The 23,380-nt window shown below is 44.6% G+C and carries 19 protein-coding genes and 2 tRNA genes; 7 read left to right on the top strand and 14 right to left on the bottom strand.

Going from position 1 to position 23,380, the window contains the following annotated elements; genetic code table 11:
- Positions 1 to 23: 23 nt before the first annotated feature.
- The 8 genes from rimP to rlmE form a co-directional block, all read right to left on the bottom strand.
- The gene (rimP, locus tag R7P67_RS08805) at positions 24 to 479 is read right to left on the bottom strand and encodes a ribosome maturation factor RimP (protein ID WP_005386424.1); all 456 of its coding nucleotides are present in this window, start codon (positions 477 to 479) and stop codon (positions 24 to 26) included.
- A gap of 225 nt (positions 480 to 704) precedes the next feature.
- Positions 705 to 781 (bottom strand) — tRNA-Met (locus R7P67_RS08800).
- Positions 782 to 837: 56 nt separating this feature from the next.
- Positions 838 to 921: transfer RNA gene (locus tag R7P67_RS08795), tRNA-Leu, on the bottom strand.
- A gap of 16 nt (positions 922 to 937) precedes the next feature.
- Positions 938 to 1,276, bottom strand: a complete 339-nt coding sequence (gene secG / locus R7P67_RS08790; protein WP_005380080.1) for a preprotein translocase subunit SecG — start codon at positions 1,274 to 1,276, stop codon at positions 938 to 940.
- Positions 1,277 to 1,496: 220 nt separating this feature from the next.
- On the bottom strand, positions 1,497 to 2,837 hold the full coding sequence (glmM, locus tag R7P67_RS08785) for a phosphoglucosamine mutase (protein WP_005388992.1): 1,341 nt from the start codon (positions 2,835 to 2,837) through the stop codon (positions 1,497 to 1,499).
- Between the two features lie 19 nt (positions 2,838 to 2,856).
- Complete coding sequence (gene folP, locus R7P67_RS08780) at positions 2,857 to 3,687, bottom strand: dihydropteroate synthase (protein WP_170890536.1); 831 nt, start codon at positions 3,685 to 3,687, stop codon at positions 2,857 to 2,859.
- Between the two features lie 52 nt (positions 3,688 to 3,739).
- Complete coding sequence (gene ftsH / locus R7P67_RS08775; protein ID WP_017635895.1) at positions 3,740 to 5,713, bottom strand: ATP-dependent zinc metalloprotease FtsH; 1,974 nt, start codon at positions 5,711 to 5,713, stop codon at positions 3,740 to 3,742.
- Positions 5,714 to 5,821: 108 nt separating this feature from the next.
- Complete coding sequence (gene rlmE, locus R7P67_RS08770; protein WP_005388985.1) at positions 5,822 to 6,451, bottom strand: 23S rRNA (uridine(2552)-2'-O)-methyltransferase RlmE; 630 nt, start codon at positions 6,449 to 6,451, stop codon at positions 5,822 to 5,824.
- Between the two features lie 138 nt (positions 6,452 to 6,589).
- On the opposite strand from rlmE, the gene yhbY reads away from it, so the two are divergent.
- The gene (gene yhbY, locus R7P67_RS08765) at positions 6,590 to 6,886 is read left to right on the top strand and encodes a ribosome assembly RNA-binding protein YhbY (RefSeq protein ID WP_005480467.1); all 297 of its coding nucleotides are present in this window, start codon (positions 6,590 to 6,592) and stop codon (positions 6,884 to 6,886) included.
- An 84-nt stretch (positions 6,887 to 6,970) separates the two neighbouring features.
- Here yhbY and greA read toward each other — a convergent pair whose 3' ends face one another.
- On the bottom strand, positions 6,971 to 7,444 hold the full coding sequence (greA, locus tag R7P67_RS08760) for a transcription elongation factor GreA (protein WP_005380065.1): 474 nt from the start codon (positions 7,442 to 7,444) through the stop codon (positions 6,971 to 6,973).
- Between the two features lie 545 nt (positions 7,445 to 7,989).
- On the opposite strand from greA, the gene R7P67_RS08755 reads away from it, so the two are divergent.
- Positions 7,990 to 9,012: a porin gene (locus R7P67_RS08755; protein WP_005380064.1), complete on the top strand. Its 1,023-nt coding sequence runs from the start codon at positions 7,990 to 7,992 to the stop codon at positions 9,010 to 9,012.
- A 186-nt stretch (positions 9,013 to 9,198) separates the two neighbouring features.
- Positions 9,199 to 10,620 (top strand): serine-type D-Ala-D-Ala carboxypeptidase, encoded by a 1,422-nt coding sequence (gene dacB / locus R7P67_RS08750; protein ID WP_005380063.1) that lies wholly within the window; start codon positions 9,199 to 9,201, stop codon positions 10,618 to 10,620.
- Here dacB and R7P67_RS08745 read toward each other — a convergent pair.
- Together R7P67_RS08745 and tyrS are read right to left on the bottom strand one after the other, a co-directional pair.
- Positions 10,599 to 11,444, bottom strand: coding sequence for a magnesium transporter (locus tag R7P67_RS08745; protein ID WP_005380062.1), 846 nt, complete (start codon positions 11,442 to 11,444; stop codon positions 10,599 to 10,601). The two genes, dacB and R7P67_RS08745, sit on opposite strands and share 22 nt — an antisense overlap.
- 418 nt (positions 11,445 to 11,862) lie before the next feature.
- Positions 11,863 to 13,050 carry a tyrosine--tRNA ligase gene (gene tyrS / locus R7P67_RS08740; protein WP_017820416.1) on the bottom strand — a complete coding sequence of 396 codons (1,188 nt, stop codon included), beginning with the start codon at positions 13,048 to 13,050 and terminating at the stop codon, positions 11,863 to 11,865.
- Positions 13,051 to 13,180: 130 nt separating this feature from the next.
- Here tyrS and R7P67_RS08735 point away from each other — a divergent pair, with 130 nt between their 5' ends.
- Positions 13,181 to 14,473: a peptidoglycan DD-metalloendopeptidase family protein gene (locus R7P67_RS08735; protein ID WP_005386530.1), complete on the top strand. Its 1,293-nt coding sequence runs from the start codon at positions 13,181 to 13,183 to the stop codon at positions 14,471 to 14,473.
- 64 nt (positions 14,474 to 14,537) lie between these two features.
- Here the strand turns inward: R7P67_RS08735 and vmeK are convergent, their stop codons facing one another.
- The 3 genes from vmeK to erpA form a co-directional block, all read right to left on the bottom strand.
- Positions 14,538 to 17,642: a multidrug efflux RND transporter permease subunit VmeK gene (gene vmeK, locus R7P67_RS08730; protein WP_054576316.1), complete on the bottom strand. Its 3,105-nt coding sequence runs from the start codon at positions 17,640 to 17,642 to the stop codon at positions 14,538 to 14,540.
- 9 nt (positions 17,643 to 17,651) lie between these two features.
- Positions 17,652 to 18,767, bottom strand: a complete 1,116-nt coding sequence (locus tag R7P67_RS08725) for an efflux RND transporter periplasmic adaptor subunit (protein ID WP_005380030.1) — start codon at positions 18,765 to 18,767, stop codon at positions 17,652 to 17,654.
- A gap of 105 nt (positions 18,768 to 18,872) precedes the next feature.
- Positions 18,873 to 19,214, bottom strand: a complete 342-nt coding sequence (erpA, locus tag R7P67_RS08720; protein ID WP_005380031.1) for an iron-sulfur cluster insertion protein ErpA — start codon at positions 19,212 to 19,214, stop codon at positions 18,873 to 18,875.
- Positions 19,215 to 19,460: 246 nt separating this feature from the next.
- Here erpA and hemL point away from each other — a divergent pair, with 246 nt between their 5' ends.
- The 3 genes from hemL (at position 19,461) to rsmC (ending at position 23,289) form a co-directional block, all read left to right on the top strand.
- Complete coding sequence (gene hemL, locus R7P67_RS08715) at positions 19,461 to 20,756, top strand: glutamate-1-semialdehyde 2,1-aminomutase (protein ID WP_054576317.1); 1,296 nt, start codon at positions 19,461 to 19,463, stop codon at positions 20,754 to 20,756.
- Between the two features lie 345 nt (positions 20,757 to 21,101).
- The gene (locus R7P67_RS08710; protein ID WP_031779035.1) at positions 21,102 to 22,187 is read left to right on the top strand and encodes an AI-2E family transporter; all 1,086 of its coding nucleotides are present in this window, start codon (positions 21,102 to 21,104) and stop codon (positions 22,185 to 22,187) included.
- A gap of 76 nt (positions 22,188 to 22,263) precedes the next feature.
- On the top strand, positions 22,264 to 23,289 hold the full coding sequence (gene rsmC, locus R7P67_RS08705) for a 16S rRNA (guanine(1207)-N(2))-methyltransferase RsmC (RefSeq protein WP_025768200.1): 1,026 nt from the start codon (positions 22,264 to 22,266) through the stop codon (positions 23,287 to 23,289).
- The last annotated feature ends 91 nt before the right edge of the window (positions 23,290 to 23,380 follow it).

The raw sequence follows: 23,380 nt of genomic DNA, 5'->3' as shown, positions 1-23,380 counted from the left end.
TAAGCTTAAACTTTTTTAGGGAACTAAAATTTAGGGATCAGGTTAGCTTTGGAAATGTTACTTAGAGCAAACTCTTCTTGCTGACCGTCTACAGTAATTGTCACTGTTTCGCCATCAACACCGTGGATAATACCTTTCCACTTACGACGGTTTGCTACAGCCATTTTCAATACGATGCTGACCTCGTGACCAATAAATTGCTCGTAATGTGCTGCTTTAAAAAGTGGTCTTTCTAAACCTGGAGAAGACACTTCTAGGCTGTAAGCAACAGAAATTGGATCTTCAACGTCTAAAACTGCACTAACTTGGTGGCTAACTTCTGCACAGTCGTCTACGTTAATACCATTTTCATGGTCAATGTAGATACGTAACGTTGAGTGCGCGCCTGCACGAATGAATTCTAATCCAACTAACTCATAACCTGATGCCGCTACTGGCGCGTCAAGCATTTCAGTAAGTTGTCTTTCTAAACCAGTCATTTAACCACTCCAGAAACAAAAAAAGGGCTCAGAGCCCAATCAAAAAACCAAGCAGTATCTGAGCTATTTCAAAAAGCTCAGATAACAAAAAACCCCGATAGTCGGGGTTTTATGCTGCTGGACCCTGATACGTTAAGAATAGCCAACAATTGCTTTTCTTAACTCGTAGTGTGGTTAGCACTACGCAAACTTGCCAATCTACGATTTCCTTTTAAAGAAAGAGATTGGTTGCGGGGGCCGGATTTGAACCGACGACCTTCGGGTTATGAGCCCGACGAGCTACCAAGCTGCTCCACCCCGCGTCCGACTTGCTGAGCATTATACTCGCAAACAAGTGATTTACAAGTTTGTAAATACATGGTGCCGAGAGAGGGACTCGAACCCTCACACCTAAGGCACTAGCACCTCATGCTAGCGTGTCTACCAATTTCACCATCTCGGCATCAAAACCTTACAGCTTATTGAGGAATTTCATCACCCGCAGGGGCAGGAACTTCACTCGCTGCATCCTTAACTTGTTCAACAACTGGTTGACCTAACGTTGGGTCTACCCATTGTGATTCAGTCTGGTGCGTAGACATACGACCAAGTAACAAGCTAACGATAAAGAATACGGTTGCTAAAATAGCAGTTGTTCGGGTTAAGAAATTACCTGAGCCGCCAGCACCAAACACTGTGTTTGAAGCACCAGCACCGAACGAGGCTCCCATATCTGCGCCTTTACCTTGTTGAATCAACACAAGGCCAATCACACCAAGCGCTGCCAACAGGTAAATCACAAGTAGAACTGAAAACATTTTTTCCACCTATGTTCCAAATTGTTGAGCCAGCGCCGTTCAAAAGAATAAATCATAATGAACAAGGCTAGCGACCTCCTAACGGGAGGCGGAGCAATACTAGCGAAAGCCAGTAACGCTGACAAGGGAAAATTAGTAAAAAATCAATGCCAATGCGTTAAGCGCTCAAAAAAAGGGCAAAAGACGCCCTTTTCATTCAAGACATGCTTTAACGCAATGATTAACAACTTGCTTTAACAGCCTCAGCGATTTTCAATGCTGAGTGTTGAACTAGTTCACCATCTTCTCCTTCCACCATAACGCGGATCAAAGGCTCAGTGCCAGACTTACGCAGCAATACACGCCCTTTATCACCAAGTGTCGCCTCTACTTCAGCGACAGCATTTAATACAGCTGTAGCTTCAAGAGGGTTACTTTCTCCTGAGAAACGGACATTTTCTAAAACCTGAGGATATAGTGTCATTCCTTGCGATAGTTCATACAAAGACATATCGCTGCCAATTACAGAAGCAAGTACTTGAAGTGCAGCAACAATCGCATCGCCGGTTGTGACTTTATCTAATAAGATCACATGGCCTGAGTTTTCAGCACCAATTTTCCAACCTTTTTCTAGCAGTTGCTCCATGACATAACGGTCACCAACAGCAGCACGTACAAACGGAATGCCTAGCTGCTTTAAACCATTTTCCATACCCAAGTTAGTCATTAGTGTACCAACAACACCACCCTTTAGCTCACCACGACGAAGTGCATCACGAGCGATGATATAAGCAATTTGGTCACCATCAACTTTGTTACCTAGGTGGTCGACCATAATGATGCGGTCACCATCACCATCAAATGCGAGACCAAGATGCGCTTGCTCTTCAACAACACGCTGTTGAAGAGCTCGTACGTCTGTTGCGCCCACTTTTTCATTAATGTTGATGCCGTTAGGCTCTACGCCCATAGCGATAACTTCTGCCCCAAGTTCTTTGAAAACATTTGGAGCGATGTGGTACGTTGCACCGTGCGCACAGTCTACTACGATCTTAAAGTTCGCAAGGCTCAACTCAGATGGGAAAGTACTCTTACAGAATTCGATGTAACGACCAGCTGCATCATTTAGGCGGGTTGCTTTACCAAGCTCAGCAGACTCCACACATTCAATTTCTTTATCTAACTCAGCTTCGATCGCCAATTCGATATCGTCAGGTAGCTTAGTACCCTCAGAAGAAAAGAATTTAATGCCGTTGTCGTAATATGGGTTATGTGATGCAGAAATCACAATACCAGCCTCGGCACGGAAAGTCTGAGTTAAATATGCCACAGCTGGAGTTGGCATGGGACCAGTAAATGTTGCTTTAAGTCCCGCAGCTGCAAGGCCAGCCTCTAGTGCAGATTCAAGCATATAACCTGAAATACGTGTATCTTTACCTATGATAACTTTCTTTGTGCCTTGTTTCGCTAGTACACGACCAGCAGCCCAGCCAAGCTTAAGTACGAAGTCTGGAGTGATTGGGTATTGTCCTACTTTACCGCGCACACCGTCAGTACCAAAGTAACGTCTTTCATTCGACATAAACTTTCCTTTATTATTTTTAAATATTGTTTTTCGTCATCTCAACAACTTTCATTGCTTCGATTGTCTCTTCAAAGTCATGCACGCGAATGATCTGCGCGCCTTTCATCGCGGCAATCGTAGCACAAACGACACTTGCGTTCGTACACTCTGCCGCTGGCTTGTCTAACAGTTTGAAGATCATGGATTTACGAGACATGCCAGCCAAAATAGGCAGGCCGAATTCATGAAACTTTTCAAGATGAGCAAGCATATGATAATTGTGTTCGATTGTTTTGCCAAAGCCAAACCCAGGATCGAGAATCAGTTGAGATTTATCAATCCCTGCTGCTTCACACGCCGCGATACGCTCTTCTAGAAAAGCCGACACGTCCCCCATTAAATCATCATAATGAGGGTCAACTTGCATGGTCCCAGGCTGACCTTTCATATGCATCAGACAAATTGGAAGGTTTGCTTCTGCTGCGACTTCCAGAGCACCTGGCTCTTGCAGCGAGCGGATGTCATTGATCAAATCAGCCCCAGCCTCAATTGCTTGACGCATCACTTCTGCTTTACTGGTGTCAACGGAAATCCACACATCATACTTTTCACGAATGGCTTTGATTACTGGGACAACACGCCTAAGCTCTTCTTCCAAAGACACATCCGGTGCACCAGGTCTTGTCGATTCACCACCAACATCAACAATACTTACACCAGCCTTTATCATTTTATCAACTTGAGCAAGAGCAAGTTCAATTGAGTTGTATTTACCGCCATCCGAAAAGGAATCCGGTGTCACATTTAGAATGGCCATGACATGTGGACGCGAAAGGTCCAAAGATTTGTTATTTGCTGTAATCATCATCATAAACACAAAAACCCCGAGATAACTCGGGGTTTAATATTATCGATACTCTTTATTCAGAGTCTTTCTTTTCAGGCGCTTCGTTAGAAGTTGTTTCAGAAGAGCTAGGCTGTTCTGCATCTTTCGCAGTCTCCGTTGCTTCTTCTTTAACTTCTTGCTTTGCTTGAGGCTTGTCGCTGTCTTCTGGTTTGCTTGCTGAGTTATCACTCCAGCCCGCAGGCTCACGAATTTCAGCTTTGCGCTCCATTAAGTCATCAATCTGGCGAGCATCAATGGTTTCATACTTCATCAGCGCATCTTTCATCGCATGCATGATATCCATGTTCTCTTGAAGAATCTTCTTCGCACGATCGTAGTTGCGGTCAATGATCTGACGAACTTCGTCATCAATCAACTTCGCTGTATCGTCAGACACATGTTTAGTCTGAGTTACACTACGTCCTAAGAACACTTCGCCTTCATCTTCTGCATACAGCAGAGGGCCAAGCTTTTCAGAGAAACCCCATTGAGTAACCATCTTACGAGCAATATCTGTTGCGCGCTCGATATCATTAGAAGCACCGGTTGATACTTTGTCAGCACCGTAGATAAGTTCTTCTGCTAAACGACCACCATACAAGCTAGAAATCATTGATTCTAGGTGTTGGCGAGACATACTCACGCGGTCCTGCTCTGGAAGGTACATTGTTACACCCAACGCACGACCACGTGGAATGATAGACACTTTGTACACTGGATCGTGTTCAGGAACCAAGCGACCAACTATCGCGTGACCCGCTTCGTGGTATGCGGTTGACTCTTTCACTTCCTCAGACATCACCATTGAACGGCGCTCGGCACCCATCATGATTTTGTCTTTCGCCAGTTCAAACTCAACCATAGAAACGTTGCGCTTGTTACCACGCGCAGCAAACAGGGCTGCTTCGTTAACTAAGTTTGCTAGGTCAGCACCAGAGAAGCCTGGAGTACCACGCGCGATGAGAGAAGGCTCTACATCACCCGCTAGAGGGACCTTACGCATGTGAACTTTTAGGATCTGTTCACGGCCACGTACATCTGGAAGACCAACTACCACTTGGCGGTCAAAACGACCAGGACGCAGTAGCGCAGGGTCTAGCACGTCCGGACGGTTAGTCGCAGCGATAACGATAATACCTTCGTTACCTTCGAAACCATCCATCTCAACGAGCATTTGGTTTAGTGTTTGTTCACGTTCATCATGACCACCACCAACACCTGCGCCACGTTGACGGCCTACCGCATCGATCTCATCGATAAAGATGATACAAGGTGCAGCTTTCTTTGCTTGTTCAAACATGTCACGCACACGAGATGCACCAACACCAACGAACATTTCTACGAAATCAGAACCAGAGATAGTAAAGAATGGTACTTTCGCCTCACCGGCAATGGCTTTCGCTAGAAGCGTTTTACCCGTACCAGGAGGACCAACCATTAGAACACCCGTTGGAATCTTACCGCCCAGTTTTTGGAAGCGGCTTGGATCGCGTAGGTAGTCCACCAGTTCTTTCACGTCTTCTTTTGCTTCGTCACAACCAGCAACGTCAGCAAAAGTTGTCTTGATTTGTTCTTCGCTCATCATTCGAGCTTTGCTCTTACCAAAAGACATGGCGCCTTTACCACCGCCGCCTTGCATTTGACGCATGAAGAAAATCCATACACCAATTAGTAAGATCATTGGGAACCAAGAGATGAAGATAGTACCAAGCAAGCTTTGCTCTTCTGGAGGCGTGCCTTGTACTTTCACGTTTTGGTTAATTAGGTCATCTAGAAGCTTTTGGTCATACACTGGCATGTAAGTGACCATTTTGGCACCGCCGCCACGACGAACAAAGCTAATTTCACCGTCTTTAAAAGTTGCTTCTTGAATCTGGCCTTGGCCAACTTCCTGTACAAACGTGGTGTAATCCACGGTTCTGCCATTGCTTTCTCCAGGGCCAAAGCTCTGGAATACCGACATCAATACGACGGCGATAACAAGCCACAGAATTAAATTTTTTGCCATGTCACTCAAGGTGTAAGCCTCTCGATAACTAATTGTAATTAAAGGTAGGGTACTACAGTTCATTAACTGTAGCTATAGTGTTAACACGCTCTCAAGAGAGCAAAATGGTTAACCTTTGTAACCAGTGGCTACGACGAAGACCTCTCGAGAGCGAGCTCGCGATGAGTCTGGTTTTCTAATTTTTACGGCTTTAAACATGTCTCGGACTTCTTTCACATACTGATCGAAGCCTTCCCCTTGGAAAACCTTTACGACAAAGCTACCATTAGGCGCTAGAACTTGTCGACACATATCTAAAGCTAATTCAACTAAATACATAGCGCGAGGTTGATCAACAGAATTGTTTCCCGCGATGTTAGGCGCCATATCAGACATTACTACGTCTACCATGGAAGGTTGGATCCTTTCTAGCAAAGCTTCCAATACTGCATCATCACGAAAGTCGCCTTGTAAAAAGCTAACGCCAGCAATCGGGTCCATAGGAAGCAAGTCACACGCAATGATCTGACCACTGTCCCCTACTATCTTAGCAGCATATTGAGACCATCCGCCCGGCGCAGCCCCCAAGTCGACGACTGTCATTCCAGGCTTTAACAATTTATCTTTCGTTTGAATCTCATCGATCTTGAAATAAGCACGTGAGCGGTAGCCTTTTTTTCGGGCTTCATTCGCGTATTTATCATCAAAGTGTTCTTTCAACCAACGACCAGAACTAGCCGAATGTTTTTGTTTACTCATTTTAATCCCAACAAGGCACAAATTGGAGCTATTGTTTTAATAGGCGCTACCTATTACTCAATAAATTATAGTCTTCAGCAATAGATGGCGTTAAAATAGCTTTTTTCAACCCTTATTTTAAAGAAAATTGGCCGCGTAATGAACCTAAGCACCAAACAAAAGCAGCACCTTAAAGGCCTAGCTCACAGTTTAAAACCTGTTGTGCTAATGGGCGCAAATGGACTTACAGAAGCCGTGCTAGCAGAAATTGAAATCGCTCTTAACCATCACGAACTTATCAAAGTAAAAATTGCTTCGGAAGATCGTGAAACAAAACAGCTAATCATCGACGCTATCGTACGTGAGACGGGCGCTGAAAAAGTTCAGACTATTGGTAAAGTGCTTGTGCTATACCGCCAGTCTGAAGAGCGTAAAATCGAAATCCCTCGTAAGTAACTCTACTTACGTTGCTGAAGAAAAAAGGTCGCCTGAGGCGACCTTTTTGCGTTTTATCAGAGTAGTAATGCTACTCCAAACGACTTAGATATATTCTACTCGGTCAATTTCGAAGTCTTTCGCGCCACCCGGAGTTTGAATAGCAACTTCATCGCCTTCCATCTTACCAATCAGGCCACGAGCAATAGGTGAGCTCACTGAAATGCGACCTGCTTTGATATCGGCTTCGTCATCACCAACGATTTGGTACGTTTTTTCTTCTTCGGTGTCGATATCAATCAAGGTTACGGTTGAACCAAAAATAACTTTACCCGTGTTCTCCATCTTCGTTACATCAATAACTTGAGCAACTGACAGTTTGTATTCAATGTCACGGATTTGTGCTTCACAAATGCCCTGCTCTTCACGAGCGGCGTGATATTCAGCATTCTCTTTTAAATCACCTAGCTCACGAGCTTCAGCAATTGCCTCTGAGATCTGAGGACGTAGTTTAAGTAGACGATCGAGTTCTGCACGTAGCTTTTGCTCGCCACGTAGTGTCATTGGAACTTTTTCCATTTTATAACCTCAAGCCCAAATGGGTCTTTGGACAAAAAAAGCCCACCCTGTCATAGGACTGGGTAGTGCGCTTAAAGATGTATTTCGTTTAGTGTAAACAAACTCCCGGACGAAATCATCTTAATTCGAAAGACAGCAAGACTATGCCTTTTCGGCATAATGATATAACTCACTTTTAGAGCGGTTCTAGGGCGAATCACCTTCTCAATTTATTGAAAAACAACACTGTTCATTACACCAAAAACCTCAAAAAAGATAAAAACTAATCAATGTCAGGCCAATGTCATTGCCAATAATTTCAATCAAAAACAGTAATTTAAATAAAAACAACGCACAATTGAACAGTGTTCATCAGTGGGATTTATATCATTTTACTAACTCATACGGAAACTTTAGCAGTAAAACATGTCCAGCGAGTTGTTAGATCAATGGCTTACAAGTGCGAACTATATCGCTCAATTAGCCAATTTTGGACCAACAACTTGTGAGAGATCACCTCTCCCCCATACAACAATGATTATGGACAGCTAACTAGGACAAATAAGATGAAAAAGACTCTAATTGCTCTTTCTGTATCTGCAGCAGCTATGGCAACTGGCGTAAACGCAGCTGAACTTTACAACCAAGACGGTACTTCTCTAGAAATGGGCGGCCGTGCTGAAGCACGTCTATCTATGAAAGATGGCGACGCTCAAGACAAATCTCGCATCCGTCTAAACTTCCTTGGTAAACAAGAAATCAATGACAACCTATACGGTGTTGGTTTCTGGGAAGGTGAATTTGAGACTGCTCAAAACGGTACTGTAGACGGCGACGACAAGAGCGATCTAGAAACTCGTCTTGCTTACGCTGGTCTTGGCGGTGCTTACGGTGAGTTCGCATACGGTAAAACTGAAGGTGCACTAGGCGTTATCACTGACTTCACAGATATCATGGCTTACCACGGTAACTCTGCAGCAGACAAACTAGCTGTATCAGACCGTACAGACAACATGATGGCTTACAAAGGCCAGTTTGAAAACCTAAGCGTAAAAGCAAGCTACCGCTTCGCTGATCGTATGGAAAACAAAAACACTGGTGAGTACTACGACAACAAACAAGACGGTTACTCTCTATCTGCAATCTACGCTCTAGCTGACACTGGTCTTGAGCTAGGTGCTGGTTACGCAGATCAAGACAAAGCTAACGAGTACATGCTAGCTGCATCTTACACAATGTCTGATCTTTACTTCGCTGGTGTATTCACTGACGGCGAGAAAATGGAAGATTCAAACAACAGTAACACAGTTGATTACACTGGTTACGAGCTAGCGGGTGCTTACACTCTAGGCCAAACAGTATTTACAACATCATACAACAATGCAGAAACTAACAACGAAACTTCTGCAAACAACTTCGCTGTTGATGCTTCTTACTACTTCAAGCCTAACTTCCGTGGTTACATTTCTTACAACTTCAACCTGATTGATGCAGGTGACAAGTTTGGTTCAACTGACACGAGCAAAACAGTTGCAACTAAGATCGATGCTGAAGACGAGCTAGCTCTAGGTCTACGTTACGACTTCTAATTCCGGTCTTTGACTAGAATATCGAATGCCCGCTTTAAGCGGGCATTTTTTATACTTAATTTTAAGCAGCGCGCCTTTCTCTCGTGTCTCATTCATGAAGACATTTGAAGCATTTCTTTAGTTACCTAGCATATTGAAAGGACTTGCGTATACTCAATCACATAACTCACCTTAGAAAGTATCATTATGCGTTTACGTTGGCCCTTGCTCATATTCTCTTCATTACTTTCTGCTTTTTCACAAGCGTACCCTCATCAAGAAGTGCTGCCTGAAGGCGCCCGCATCAGTTTAGTTGCGGAAAAACTCAGTGAAAATGCTGAGCTTGACGGTGTTCATCCTACCGAACAACTGTTCCCACCAGCGAGTACATTAAAAATCGTCACCGCATTAGCCGCAAAGCTAGAACTGGGTGATAATTTCCGGTTTCGAACCAAGCTGGAAACGTCGAACTCAGATGCAGTGATTTACTTTGTCGGCGACCCAACACTCCAAACCAACGACTTAAAATCACTCCTCACTCTAGCTAAGAAAAATGGCTTAAAACGGATTAACGGTGACCTATGGCTCGATAACAGCGCATTCACTGGTTATAACCGTGCGGTGGGCTGGCCATGGGATATCTTGGGAGTTTGCTACAGCGCTCCGGCATCGACCATCACACTCAATAACAACTGTGTACAAGCCTCTATCTATACACAAAAAGATGGTGGAACGCGGGTCTACGTACCAGAGCATCAACCTATTCGTGTCACAAGTACCGTAGAAACAGTTTCTAAAACCATTAAGAAAAGTCGTCATTGTGACTTAGGTTTAGTTGCAAATCCCGATAACAACTACAAGCTAACAGGGTGCTTGGTTGAAAGAGACAAACCATTGCCACTGAAATTTGCGGTTCAAGACCCTGAGCGTTACACCAGTCAAAGGTTGGCGGCTTTGCTCAAGGAGCTCAACATTGGGGTATCAGGACAGATTAGGGTCGGTACGGCGCCAGAAAAGCAGCGAAAACTCATCGCAATGCATCAATCAAAAGCCTTACCAGACATTCTCGAAGATATGCTCAAAAACTCTGACAACTTGATTGCCGACACATTAACCAAAACACTTGGTGCTAAATTTTTCGTTCAGCCAGGCAGTTTTACTAACGGTACAGAAGCGATCAAGCAGATCATTTTCGCCAACACTGGTATTGATATTCGTAATGCGCGCCTAGAAGACGGCTCAGGACTTTCGCGAAATAACCGGATCTCCGCGACCAAGATGGCTGAAATGCTGCGCTATATTTGGAAGCATGAAAACGAACTCAAATTGATTGCCATCATGCCGAAATCAGGTGAATCCGGCACATTAAAGTACCGACAAAGTATGCGAAAACTTCCAATTAAAGGACAGCTGATCGCGAAAAGTGGCTCTATCTACGGGACTTACAATATGGCTGGATATGGCTTGGACAAAAATGGTCAACCTAACACCATTTTTGTTCAGTTTGTTTCAGACTACTTCCCAGAAAAACGGGACGACAACACACCTGTCATCGCCCCGATTACACATTTTGAGCAGCTTTTTTACAATGACATTGTGAACTTTAGTCAGGCAATACCTAAGAAATAGTTCACCACGTTAAAGTAAATCCACATTCCTGAAATATCGACGATAGACGCAAGAACTGGACTCACCAATACGGCTGGGTCCAACTTGCAAGCTCGTGCAATAATTGGCAACAGCCCGCCCAATGTTGTAGAAATGGTGACTTGAATGAACAGCGCAACTGCTATTGCCAGTGCGATATCGGTTAGTTCAAAGCCTCCTGTTGATTGTCCTGCACTAAATAACATAATGCGTCCAATCATCACGATAGCGATCGCTAGCGCAATAAATAGAGCGACTCGGCTCTCTTTCCACAAAACTTCTAACCATTGGCGTTTTTTTAACTCTCCAGTAGCAAGAGCACGAATCACCAAAGTTGCTGCTTGTGTTCCTGTGTTACCACCAGCAGCTGCAATCACTGGCATGTACACTGCAAGTAAAACAAGCTGACTAAGGGTGTCCTCATACTGAGCGATGATCAAGCCTGACACTATCCCTAAAAGAGCCAGCGCAATGATCCATCCAATACGCTGTTTTACATGCCCTAAAACACTAGTTGATAAATAACCATCGGGTGTATCAACTTCAGACATATGCAGACCCAGTTGGTGAGCATAATGACGTGCGCGTTTGTCATGACCTGCTTGCTCAAGTTGAGCAATAAGACTATTCACATAGCCGACAGAGCAATGCTGTAAAATACCTACAGCCTCATCAATCGGCATAACCGTAAGCAAATGGACTTGTTGCTCTTGCTCGTACTGCAAGAATGCATTGCGAGCTGCACCAATTTCTACTTCAGAAAAGTTTGGTGTTGTTTCAATAAAAGTGTTGTTCATTACCGTCATGGCGAATCTCCCGATTGGCATTGGTAACGACCATCGACAAAGCATGAAAAGCCACTCTTGCACGCTAAAAGTCAGACAACAATTAAGATGCACAGAGAAAACCAATGCGAATGCACTGTCTATTCAGAATGTATGAAGGAAATAACGAGAAGAAAATTAGAAAAGATGCCTCACCACTTAGGTAAGGCGGAGATCGCCAATACCGAAGCGGGTTATTTCGCTCCCTTAATCTTACTCACCCAACGACTGGGAGGATGGTCGGTATTGTTCATGTAAATCTCCGATAGCGCTGCCATTATTGGCAGCGCAAGTATAGTAGCAAAGTTCATCAGGTATGGAAGTTTTACTTTGCCGTTTTTGCTAAATTTTCATACAAAAAAAGCGCCCTTCGGACGCTTTCATTTGCAGTCATTATGAATTACTGAATAGTAATACGAGCAAATTTACGTTTGCCTACTTGGAACACGTAAGTACCCGCTTCTGGAGCAAATTTGCTGTCCGCAATTTTTTCACCATCAATCTTCACAGCGCCCTGCTTGACCATGCGCATCGCATCTGACGATGATGGACATAAGCCTGCTTCTTTCAACAGATTACTCACTGGGCGACCTGCGTCAAAGTCAAACTCTGGCATTTCATCAGGAATTTGGTTCTTCGCAAAACGGTTTACGAATTCTTGCTCTGCTGCATCGGCATCGGCTTCACTGTGGAAACGAGCAATAATTTCTTTTGCTAGCAATACTTTGATGTCACGAGGGTTTTTGCCCGCTTCTACATCAGCTTTGAATTGAGCAATCTCTTCCAGAGGACGGAAAGAGAGCAGCTCGTAGTAGCTCCACATTAGGTCATCAGAAATAGACATGATTTTACCAAACATTTCGCTTGGCGCTTCGCTGATACCGATGTAGTTGTTTGCTGACTTAGACATCTTCTTCTCGCCATCAAGGCCCACTAGAAGCGGCATCATCAGTACAACCTGAGGTTTTTGACCGTGAGACTTTTGCAGTTCACGACCCATTAGAAGGTTGAACTTCTGGTCTGTACCACCTAATTCAACATCCGTTTCCATTGCTACTGAGTCCCAGCCTTGTAGAAGTGGGTACATGAACTCATGAATAGCAATTGGCTGACCACCCGCGTAACGCTTTTTAAAGTCGTCACGCTCTAGCATACGAGCAACGGTTTGGTTTGCCGCAAGGCGAATCATACCTTCTGCGCCCAGTTCAGACAGCCACTCAGAGTTAAACTGAATTTTAGTCTTTGCAGGATCGAGAATTTTGAACACTTGCTCTTTGTACGTTTCAGCGTTACGCAATACGTCTTCGCGACTTAGCGGCGGACGAGTTGTGTTTTTACCTGTTGGGTCACCAACCATTGCAGTGAAGTCACCGATTAGGAACGTCACTTCATGACCTAGTTCTTGGAACAAGCGAAGCTTATTGAAAATAACCGTATGGCCTAGGTGAATGTCAGGTGCTGTTGGATCAGCGCCCAATTTAATACGTAGAGGACGGTCTTCTTTTAGTTTTGCGATTAGCTCTTCTTCTGGAATCAGCTCTTCAACACCGCGCTTAATCTCGGCTAGTGCAGCTTCAATGCTCGCCATTCTTGTTCACTCCCACAGATTTGGCAAAAATATAATAGCTGAACATATTACTTGAATAGCGATGCATTTTGAAACACGTTAGACTAGGTAGTTGTCACTTTTTCCGTTTAATTTAGCAATCAAGTACCTCATGCATTCGATTTTTGTCCGACTTCCACTCTTGCACAAAGTATTGATCGGTTTTTTTAGTGCGCTGATTATCTTCGCGCTCTTCTTTTTACCTGATCCGCAAGACCTAGACCCGCAGCAGAGCCGATTAAAAGTTGGTCAACATTATCCTGTGCCAGTTTCCCTCGAACTCAGTGCACTAAATAGTTCATCGCCTGCGGTTCCTGCCGTGCTGCGCTGGGAAACATACAAAGTAAAAAATGGCGAGAGTGCTGCCATCTTATTTAGTCGCGTAGGGCTTTCTGCTCGTCTATTACATGAACTGGTGTCATCAGACAAAGAAGTGGAAAAACAGTTAACTCGGCTTCGACCTGGTGACCGATTGCAATTTGGTTTTGACGAAAATAACGACTTGGTGCAGCTAAGAAGAACACTAAGCGCGTTCGAGACTTTTCGTATCACATTAAAAGACGGCAAGTACGTTTCTGAAGTTGATAAAAAAGAAGTCGACTTCCAGTACAACTACGCTGAAGCCACCATCAAATCAAACTTTTGGAATGCAGGAATATCTTCTGGATTAAATGGTAACCAAATCATGGAACTGGCTGGCATATTTGGTTGGGACATCGACTTTGCTTTAGATATTCGTAAAAACGACAGCTTCCGAGTACTTTACCAAGAGGAAGTGGTAGAAGGTGAAGTAATCGGCCGTGGAAAAATCATTGCTGCGATCTTTAAAAACCAAGGCGATACCTTTACCGCAATATTGGATCAGAAAAGTGGCAAGTATTACGACGAAAATGGGCGTGCAATGAAAAAAGCATTCTTACGCGCGCCGTTGGACTTCCGTCGAGTTTCGTCTAATTTCAACCCACGCCGCTTACATCCAGTGACGGGACGCGTTCGTCCTCATAGAGGCACGGACTATGCGGCACCAGTGGGCACCCCGATTTGGGCGGCTGGTGATGGCGTTGTTCAAAAATCGTCTTACAACAAATTTAATGGTAACTACGTTTTCATTAAACATAGCAATACTTACATTACCAAGTACCTGCACTTAACCAAACGTACTGTACGAGCTGGTCAACGCGTTAAGCAAGGCCAAACCATTGGTACGCTTGGCGGAACTGGCCGTGTAACTGGCCCTCACCTGCACTATGAGTTCCTTGTGAATGGTGTCCATAAAAACCCGCGCACGGTGAATTTGCCACAATCTAAATCCCTGACAGGCAAAGCGAGACAAACTTTCATGGCAAACGCGAAAATTAGCATGGACAAGCTTGAACGCTACAGCAAACTGCTAGCAATGAAGTAAGCCAGGTATTGAAAAGGGCAGCGAAGCTGCCCTTTTTGTTTTGTCGATATCATCACGATAAAGCTTACTGTTCGGAGTGATGCTCTCTCCCGAGCATAAGCAAACACGGTGTCAGAACTAACGTTAGCAAAGTCGCAAACGCCAAACCACCCGCGACAGCGGTCGCAAGCTGAGACCACCATTGAGTGCTTGGTGCGCCAAACTCCACTTTCTGATTAACTAAGTCGATGTTCATTTCTAACACCATTGGCAATAAGCCTAATATGGTGGTCACCGTCGTAAGTAAAACGGGTCTTAAACGCTGCACACCCGTACGCAAAATAGCCTCAGATTTTTCTAAGCCACGTTTACGCATCTGATTATAAGTATCGATTAAAACAATATTGTTGTTTACCACGATACCAGCCAACGCAATCACTCCAATTCCCGACATAATGATGCCAAATGGCTTTTGGAAAATAAGTAACCCGGCGAAGACACCAACGGTAGAAAACAGCACTGCACTAAGGATTAAGAAAGCTTGATAAAAGCTATTAAACTGCGTAATTAAAATCAAAGCCATCACACCAAGCGCGACAATAAAAGCATTTTGCAAGAATGCTGATGAGTTTTCCTGCTCTTCATTTTGACCCCGAATCTTATATTCAATGCCTTCCGGTAAGTCGAGCTGTTCCATTCCAGCGGCAATCTTAGGTAACTCAAGCGCCAAATTGTAACCTTCCACCATATCCGCTTTAATATTGATAACTCGATGACTGTCGACCCGACGAATAGTGTCTTGCTTATGATCTGGTTTGATTTGAGCAAAATTCGTAATCGGTACCAGACCAGCTGCCGTTTTCACTCTCAGTTGATCAAATCGACCTATGTCGCGCTTATCTTGCGGATAGCGCACCAAAATATCGACTTCTTCATCCGCATCATCGGGCAAATAATCGCCTATTTTCAAGCCGTTCGTAACAAACTGGACGGTATTCCCGACTAAAGTAGCATCCGCTGCAAAGCGAGAGGCGTCATCTCGCTGGATATCAATTTGCCAATCAATCCCTTCCTTATTAGTGGTATCACTCAAGTTGGTCAGTGCAGGATTACCATCAGCCCAATGTCGTACTTTTTTGGCTGCTTCATCTAACGCACTAACACTCAAATTTCGTGATGACACTTCAATCACGAGATCATGCTCGACAGGCGGTCCTGCGTCCGGGAATTTATACTCAAGTTCAACACCATAAAAGCGGTCTGTCGTCTCTTTTAGTTCCTCAATAATGGTTTTCACTTTGCGTCGATACTGCCAATCCACAGGCGTTATTTGAATCTGGCCAATCTCGTCCCCATTATCGCTCGATCCTGTGCGCGTGTAGACACTTTCAAACTCGTCATGACCGAGCATCACCTTCTCGATTTCGCGCATAACAACATCTTTTTCGTGAATAGACAGGTCACCATAAGAACGAACTTTAACGGTAAAAAAGGCAGGGTCCACCTCAGGGAAAAACTCTGCACCCAAGCCAGCTTTGTTGTAAGTGAAGCCGACACCTGCCGCTAGCAGTATCGCGCTGAGTAAGACCTTCCATGGATGACGAATCGCTACCGACAGAGTCTGGTAATAAAGCTTGGTAATGCCTGTCGCTTTTTCAAAGTTGCCGTTATGCAGCTCAACCATTTCTCGCTGAGCTTTCTGATTGACTACTTGAGGCTTGCCAATGATCCCACCGATGACAGGAACGAACAATAAAGCCATCATCAGAGAAGCGGCCAAAGTAGCAATTAAAGTAAGTGGTAAGTACTTCATGAACTCACCAGTGATGTCTGGCCAGAAAAGTAACGGAGCAAACGCAGCCAATGTGGTTGCTGTGGATGCGGTAATAGGCCAGGCCATTCGCTTTGCGGCATCTCGATAGGCTTCTTTACGTGGCGTTCCTTCTTGCATGCGCCGATCTGCAAACTCTGTCACCACAATGGCACCATCCACCAACATGCCTACTGCCATAATTAAAGCAAACAGTACGACGATATTGACCGTCAGCCCAAATACCGATAACACCAACAACCCAGTCAAGAACGATCCTGGAATAGAAATCCCCACGAGAAGCGCGGTCCTAACCCCCAATATGGCAATAATGACGATAACTACGAGGATAATTGCGGATAAGATATTGTTTTGTAGATCACTGAGCATCAATTTGACATCGTCGGATTGATCCCAAGTGTATTTAACTTGCAAATTGTCGGGCCACTCGGCGCGCTTCTGTCCCTGAGCCAGTACTTCTTTTACCAGCTCAACCGTTTCAATGATGTTTTCCCCTGCCCGTTTTTTTACGTCCAAAACGATGGCAGATTCGCCATCTAAACGAGCAAAACTTTCAGGATCGCGAAATGCACGCCGTACTGTCGCCACATCGCCAAAAGTGATCACCTCTTTTCCATTCACCTTGATAGGTAGTTCAAGCACATCTTTCAGTGAATCAAAAACCGATGGGACTTTTACCGAAAAGCGTCCATACCCAGTATCGACAAACCCCGCAGCCACAACTCGGTTATTCAAGGCAATTAAATTATAGATATCCGCTTGATCGAGACCGTAGCTTTCCATCAATAGCGGATCGACAACTATCTCCACGATGTCTTCGCGATCTCCTGCGATTTCAACCTCAAGAATCTGACGGAAACTTTCCAAACGATCACGTAACGTTCTGGCAATCTGAACAATGGTTCGCTCTGGTACGGTGCCATAGAGCACAACGGTCAAAACAGGCTCTTCAGATGCAAACGTGACTTCGTTTACCGTTGGCTCATCACTGTCCTCTGGTAACTTTGGCTTCGCAAGATCAACCGCATCACGCACATCTGCCATCGCTTTATCAAGATCCACTCCGACACTAAATTCCAGCGTCACCGAAGCATGACCTTCTGATGCCACAGAGGTCATCTCTTTTACGCCTTCAATAGAGCGCAACTCTTGCTCTATTGGCCGAACTAATAAACGCTCGGCATCGACAGGAGAAATGCCTTGATGCCCAACAGAAACGTAGATAATAGGAATGGTAATATCAGGGCTCGATTCCTTGGGGATTGTGACGTAAGTAATGACACCTGCAATTAATATCATCACCAACAATGTCAGCATAGTGCGAGCGCGAGATAACGCAGCATCAATCAGAGTGTACATAGGTGCTCCTTACTGCTCATTAGCCGCTTCAATAACTACGTCATCAACTTTATTGGCCAGTACTTGATCACCATCTCGCACAAAACCTTGTCCCAGCACGATAATGTCTACACGCTCTCCTAACCCAGAGAGCCACACACCATCATCCTCGGCCTTAACGAGTTGAATTGGAACAAACTCAACATGCTCATTACGCAGTGTCTTGACACCTAAGTTACCTTCTTCATCTAGTGCTAACATGGCAGCCGTAATCTTTACTGCCAACACTTCACTCAAAGGCAGCTGTACTTCTGCGCTCATACCAGCAGGAATTCTTGCGTCTTGATTATCAATTTCGATTTCAATTGGAAACGTATTAGTAGAAGCAGAAGAAACACGTCCAATGTAGCGCACACGACCTTGATGATGCTGTTGGTTAATGGTTCTTACGTCGGCTTCTAGGCCTTCCTTAAGATATTGTATATGCCGTTCACTGACATCGGCTTCAATCACTAAAGTATCCAAATCAATGACCGTCGCAATAGGATCGCCAATCCCGACAAAATCACCTAACTCAACAAAGTGATGATCTACGATGCCATCAAATGGCGCTTTAACCTCAGTATTTCTTAAAGCCGTTTGCACGTTACTCAAATTCGCACGTGCATCTACCAACGCTGCTTGCGCTGTCGCAAATGCAACCTCACCTTGCAGTCCGCGACTTTTTAGCGATTTAGCTGCATTAAACTCTTTCTCTTTAACCAACAGCATCGCCTGGGCCCGTTTAAGTTGAATGCCAAGGTCGCGCTTATCGATGTTTGCGATCACTTGTCCCTGTTTGACCGCTTGGCCTTTCTTTATGTTAAGACTGACTATTTTACCGGCAACTTCGGCGCCAAGACGCGCTTGACGATTGGGCGCTGTTCGTCCATACAATTCAATGGTTTTACTGGTAGGTTCGGCAAGAAAAGTATCAAACATCACCTTTGCAAGTGGTGTTGTGTTCGTGGATGTTGAAGAGTTAGGATGATCATCTTGTGCTTTGAGTTGGCCGATGGTTAGCCATGCAACAAGAAGTAAGACGAGGATAAGAGATACTAGCCAAGGGCGCTCGACAATTCGGCGCCCAAAAGAAAGTCCAGACATATAAAGTCCTTTTTATTATTTCTCTGCATATCTGCGAGCGTGCGCTTTACGTGACATCCTTCTACATAAAGCACAGGCAGCCATTAGCTGCCTGTTAGGTGTTAATTACACACTGAACGATGCACCACAACCACATGTTGTCGTTGCATTTGGATTATTTACGAAGAAGCGCGCTCCTTCCAACCCTTCTGTGTAGTCAACAATACCGCCAACGAGATATTGCAGACTCATAGGGTCTACAACCAGTGTTACACCACTGTTTACGATTGTCGTATCGCCTTCGTTTACATTTTCATCAAAAGTAAAGCCGTATTGGAAGCCGCTGCAGCCGCCGCCAGTAATGTATACGCGCAGTTTCAATGCTGGGTTTTCTTCTTCAGCAATCAATGCTTTAACGCGAGATGCTGCTGCGTCAGAAAAAGATAATGGTACGTTTACTTCGCTCACGAAGACCTCTCTCACTCGTGTAATGCGTCAAGCCTGAAGCAAGACGTCAAATTTGTGCTAATTGAGACGATTATCCAATACCTGACAAACTCGTTCAAGTATTCGCCGCCGATTCTTTATAACAGATGCGGATATATAAGATTACACTGCGAAACAACACATAAATTAAGCAAAACGTTTCTAACTTGATTATAGCTAGGTACAATGCGCTCCACTTGGTCCGAGCAATCAAAAGAGGATAACCCCATGACCAAATCATCAGAGCTGTATCAAAAAGCTCAGCAAACCATCCCTGGCGGTGTCAATTCACCAGTTCGTGCATTCAACGGCGTTGGCGGCTCTCCGCTATTTATCGAACGAGCAGACGGTCCACTGATTTTTGATGCCGATGGTAAAGCGTATATTGATTACGTTGGCTCTTGGGGTCCAATGATTCTTGGTCACAACCACGCGGTTATCCGCGAAGCAGTAATTGATGCAGCGCAACGCGGTCTTAGCTTCGGTGCGCCAACAGAACTTGAAATCGCGATGGCAGAATTAGTTTCTGAGCTTGTTCCATCAATGGAGCAAATCCGCATGGTAAGTTCTGGTACTGAAGCTACGATGAGCGCGATTCGCCTTGCACGTGGCTTCACCGGTCGCGACAAGATCATGAAATTTGAAGGTTGTTACCACGGCCACGCTGACAGCTTGCTAGTAAAAGCAGGTTCTGGTGCACTAACTCTAGGTCAGCCAAGCTCTCCTGGCGTTCCTGCAGATTTTGCTAAGCACACGCTAACAGCAACATTCAACGACCTAGATTCTGTACGCGAGCTATTTGCTGCTAACAAAGGCGAAATTGCTTGTATCATCGTTGAGCCAGTAGCAGGCAACATGAACTGTATTCCACCAGTGGAAGGCTTCCACGAAGGGCTACGTGAAATCTGTGATCAAGAAGGCGCGCTACTAATTTTTGATGAAGTAATGACAGGCTTCCGTGTTGCTCTAGGCGGCGCGCAAGCACACTACAACATCAAACCCGACCTAACGACACTGGGTAAAGTGATTGGTGGCGGTATGCCAGTAGGTGCTTTCGGTGGCCGTAAAGAAGTGATGCAATACGTTGCACCTACAGGCCCAGTTTACCAAGCTGGTACCCTTTCCGGTAACCCTGTCGCAATGGCAGCAGGCTACGCATGTTTGAACCTTCTAAAAGAAGAAGGCAACGAAAAGCGCCTAGCTTCTAAAACGAAACAACTTGCTGAAGGTTTTAAGTCTCTAGCAGAAAAACACGGTATTCCGCTAGTTGTTAACCAAGTGGGCGGTATGTTCGGCTTCTTCTTCACTGACCAAGAAAAAGTAACTTGCTACGAAGACGTAACGAAGTGCGATATAGAACGCTTCAAGCGTTTCTTCCACTTAATGCTAAAACACGGTGTCTACCTTGCGCCATCTGCGTTTGAAGCGAGCTTTACTTCACTCGCTCATGGTTCAAAAGAGATTGATGCCACACTAGAAGCTGCTGACCGCTGTTTTGCTGTTCTTGCAGAAGAAGCGAAATAATCGCTAAAAACGGCGATAACGCATTTAGAAAAGGACCGTAACGGTCCTTTTTTATTGCCAATTCAAAATAACCAATATCGCTAATACCCCAACGACAATGCCAAACCACGGTATTCGCTTAGCTTTTTTCTCGGTTTGACACTTTTTATCACCGTTGCAACAACCCATAGCTCATCTCTTGATTGATAACCGACTGATTTGTAGTCATTATAGCAAGGTACATCGCCCTGCTCTAATTCGGCATTGTCATAAGCTTGAAAGAGTTAAGAGTGCAAAGTAATAAAGGTTACACGCCATCATTGAAGGCATAAACCGTAAACGTCACCTGTAAGTTGGACTAATACCATGCCAAATAATGTAAAAATAACGTCGAGTCACCGAGTACTAATGGTTGCTTTACTCGCCGCTGCTTTTGCTTGCTACTTATTGGTTGAGCCATATATCAATTCCATTGTGATGGCTTTTATCATTTCTTTGCTCATGTTTCCGATACACGAATGGTTTGAGCAGAAAATTCCCAAGCACCCAAATATGGCAGCACTGCTGTCATGTGTCGTCTTGACGTTTATTATTGTTATCCCGCTTTTATTTGTGTTTGCAGCCATTGTTCAGCAAGGCTCTGTTTTCTCACAAAATACATATAATTGGGTTACCAATGGTGGCATCCAAGATATATTCCAACATCCTTTCGTTATCAAAGGCTTAGCGATTGTTAATGAGTACTTACCTTTTGATAAAATCGAGCCCAAAGCCATTGCTGAGAAAATTGGTCAATTTGCTACATCGTTTGGCTCTAACTTAGTTGCTATCAGCGCAAAGATTTTAGGAGACGCAACCAACTTCCTAATGAACTTCTTCCTGATGCTGTTTGTGCTGTTTTTTCTGCTTCGTGACCACGACAAAATTATCTCTGCGATTCGTCATATCCTGCCACTCTCACGTAGCCAAGAAGACCGCATATTGACAGAGATAGAGCAAGTTTCTAAATCAGCCGTGATGGGCTCATTCATGACAGCGATTGCTCAAGGTTTGGCTGGCGGCATCGGTATGTGGCTAGCTGGCTTCCCTGGGCTATTTTGGGGAACGATGATGGGCTTTGCATCATTCATTCCAGTGGTAGGAACCGCGCTAATCTGGATTCCTGCAGCAGCGTACTTGTTCTTAACAGGCGATATGACTTGGGCTATCTTCTTGACGGTGTGGAGTGTAGTTATCGTTGGCTCTATAGATAACCTATTACGTCCGTTGCTAATGCAAGGCAGCGCCGGCATGAATACCCTTATGATTTTCTTCTCATTACTGGGTGGTCTGCATCTGTTTGGTTTGATTGGTCTTATCTACGGCCCACTTATTTTTGCCGTGACCATGGTACTGTTTAATATCTACGAGGAAGAATTCAAAGACTTCCTTAACCAACAAGACAACAGCTAGTCACCGCTTAATCACTTCAAGCTTGGGGCAGATTGTGCGAAAATCTGCCCCAAATTATTTCTGATGAACCAAATTTATGTCTGCTTATATCGCTCCTAGCCAAATAGCTCAGCGCCAACTTGAATACTTCAACGGAAAACACGTTTTAGTCGCTGGTGAAGTTGAAGACCTATTTCCTCTTGAGTTAGTGGCTCATTGTGAGTCTGTTGAAGTGTTTACTTCCAACTATAGCTACTACCGCCAAATTCAAACCTCTGACAAAGTGAAAAGTCATTTTGGCTCTGTGTTTGATGTTGAAACAAAAGCAGACATGGTCCTTTTATACTGGCCAAAAGCAAAAGCTGAAGCAGAATACTTGCTGGCGATGTTGATGGCGAAACTGGGCATTAACACCGAAATCGTCATCGTTGGTGAAAACCGCTCCGGCATCAAGAGCATCGAGAAGATGTTCCAAGAATACGGCCCTGTGAACAAGTACGACTCTGCTCGTCGCTGCTCATTTTACTGGGGTAATTGCCTCAATGAACCAAAACCTTTCAACCAAGCAGATTGGTTTAAGTCTTACACTGTTACACTCGGTGAGCAGTCGCTAGCGGTTAAGAGCCTACCTGGCGTATTCAGCCATGGCGAGTTCGACTTAGGTAGCCGATTGCTGCTTGAAACCTTACCTAAGCTGTCGGGCAAAGTGCTCGACTTTGGTTGTGGTGCAGGTGTGCTCGGTGCGTTTATGGCGAAAGCGAATCCAGAGATCGCGATTGAGATGTGTGACATTAATGCTTATGCGATCACTTCTAGCCAAGCCACATTAGAAGCGAATGGTTTATCCGGACGCGTATTTGCATCAGATATATACTCGGATACCGCAAAAGACTACCGCTTTATTATCAGCAACCCGCCATTCCACAGTGGTTTAGACACAAATTACAACGCAGCGGAAACCTTGTTGGGCCAGGCACCACAATATCTAACCAAAGACGGCGAAATGGTGATTGTCGCGAATAGCTTCTTAAAATACCCACCAATTATCGAGCGGGCGTTTAATAATTGCGAGACGCTAAATAAGACCAATAAATTTTCTATCTACTACGCGAAAAAATCATAACTTCCCCCCGCGCAGGCACAAACCTGCGCGATTTTTTCTCATAAATTCAACACTCATAAGAAAAACTGCGTCACCCTGCACGCTTTACAAC

Source organism: Vibrio sp. Vb0937 (assembly GCF_033338855.1).
Note: the sequence above shows the minus strand (reverse complement) of the source record. Positions and strands in the feature narration are given on the sequence as shown.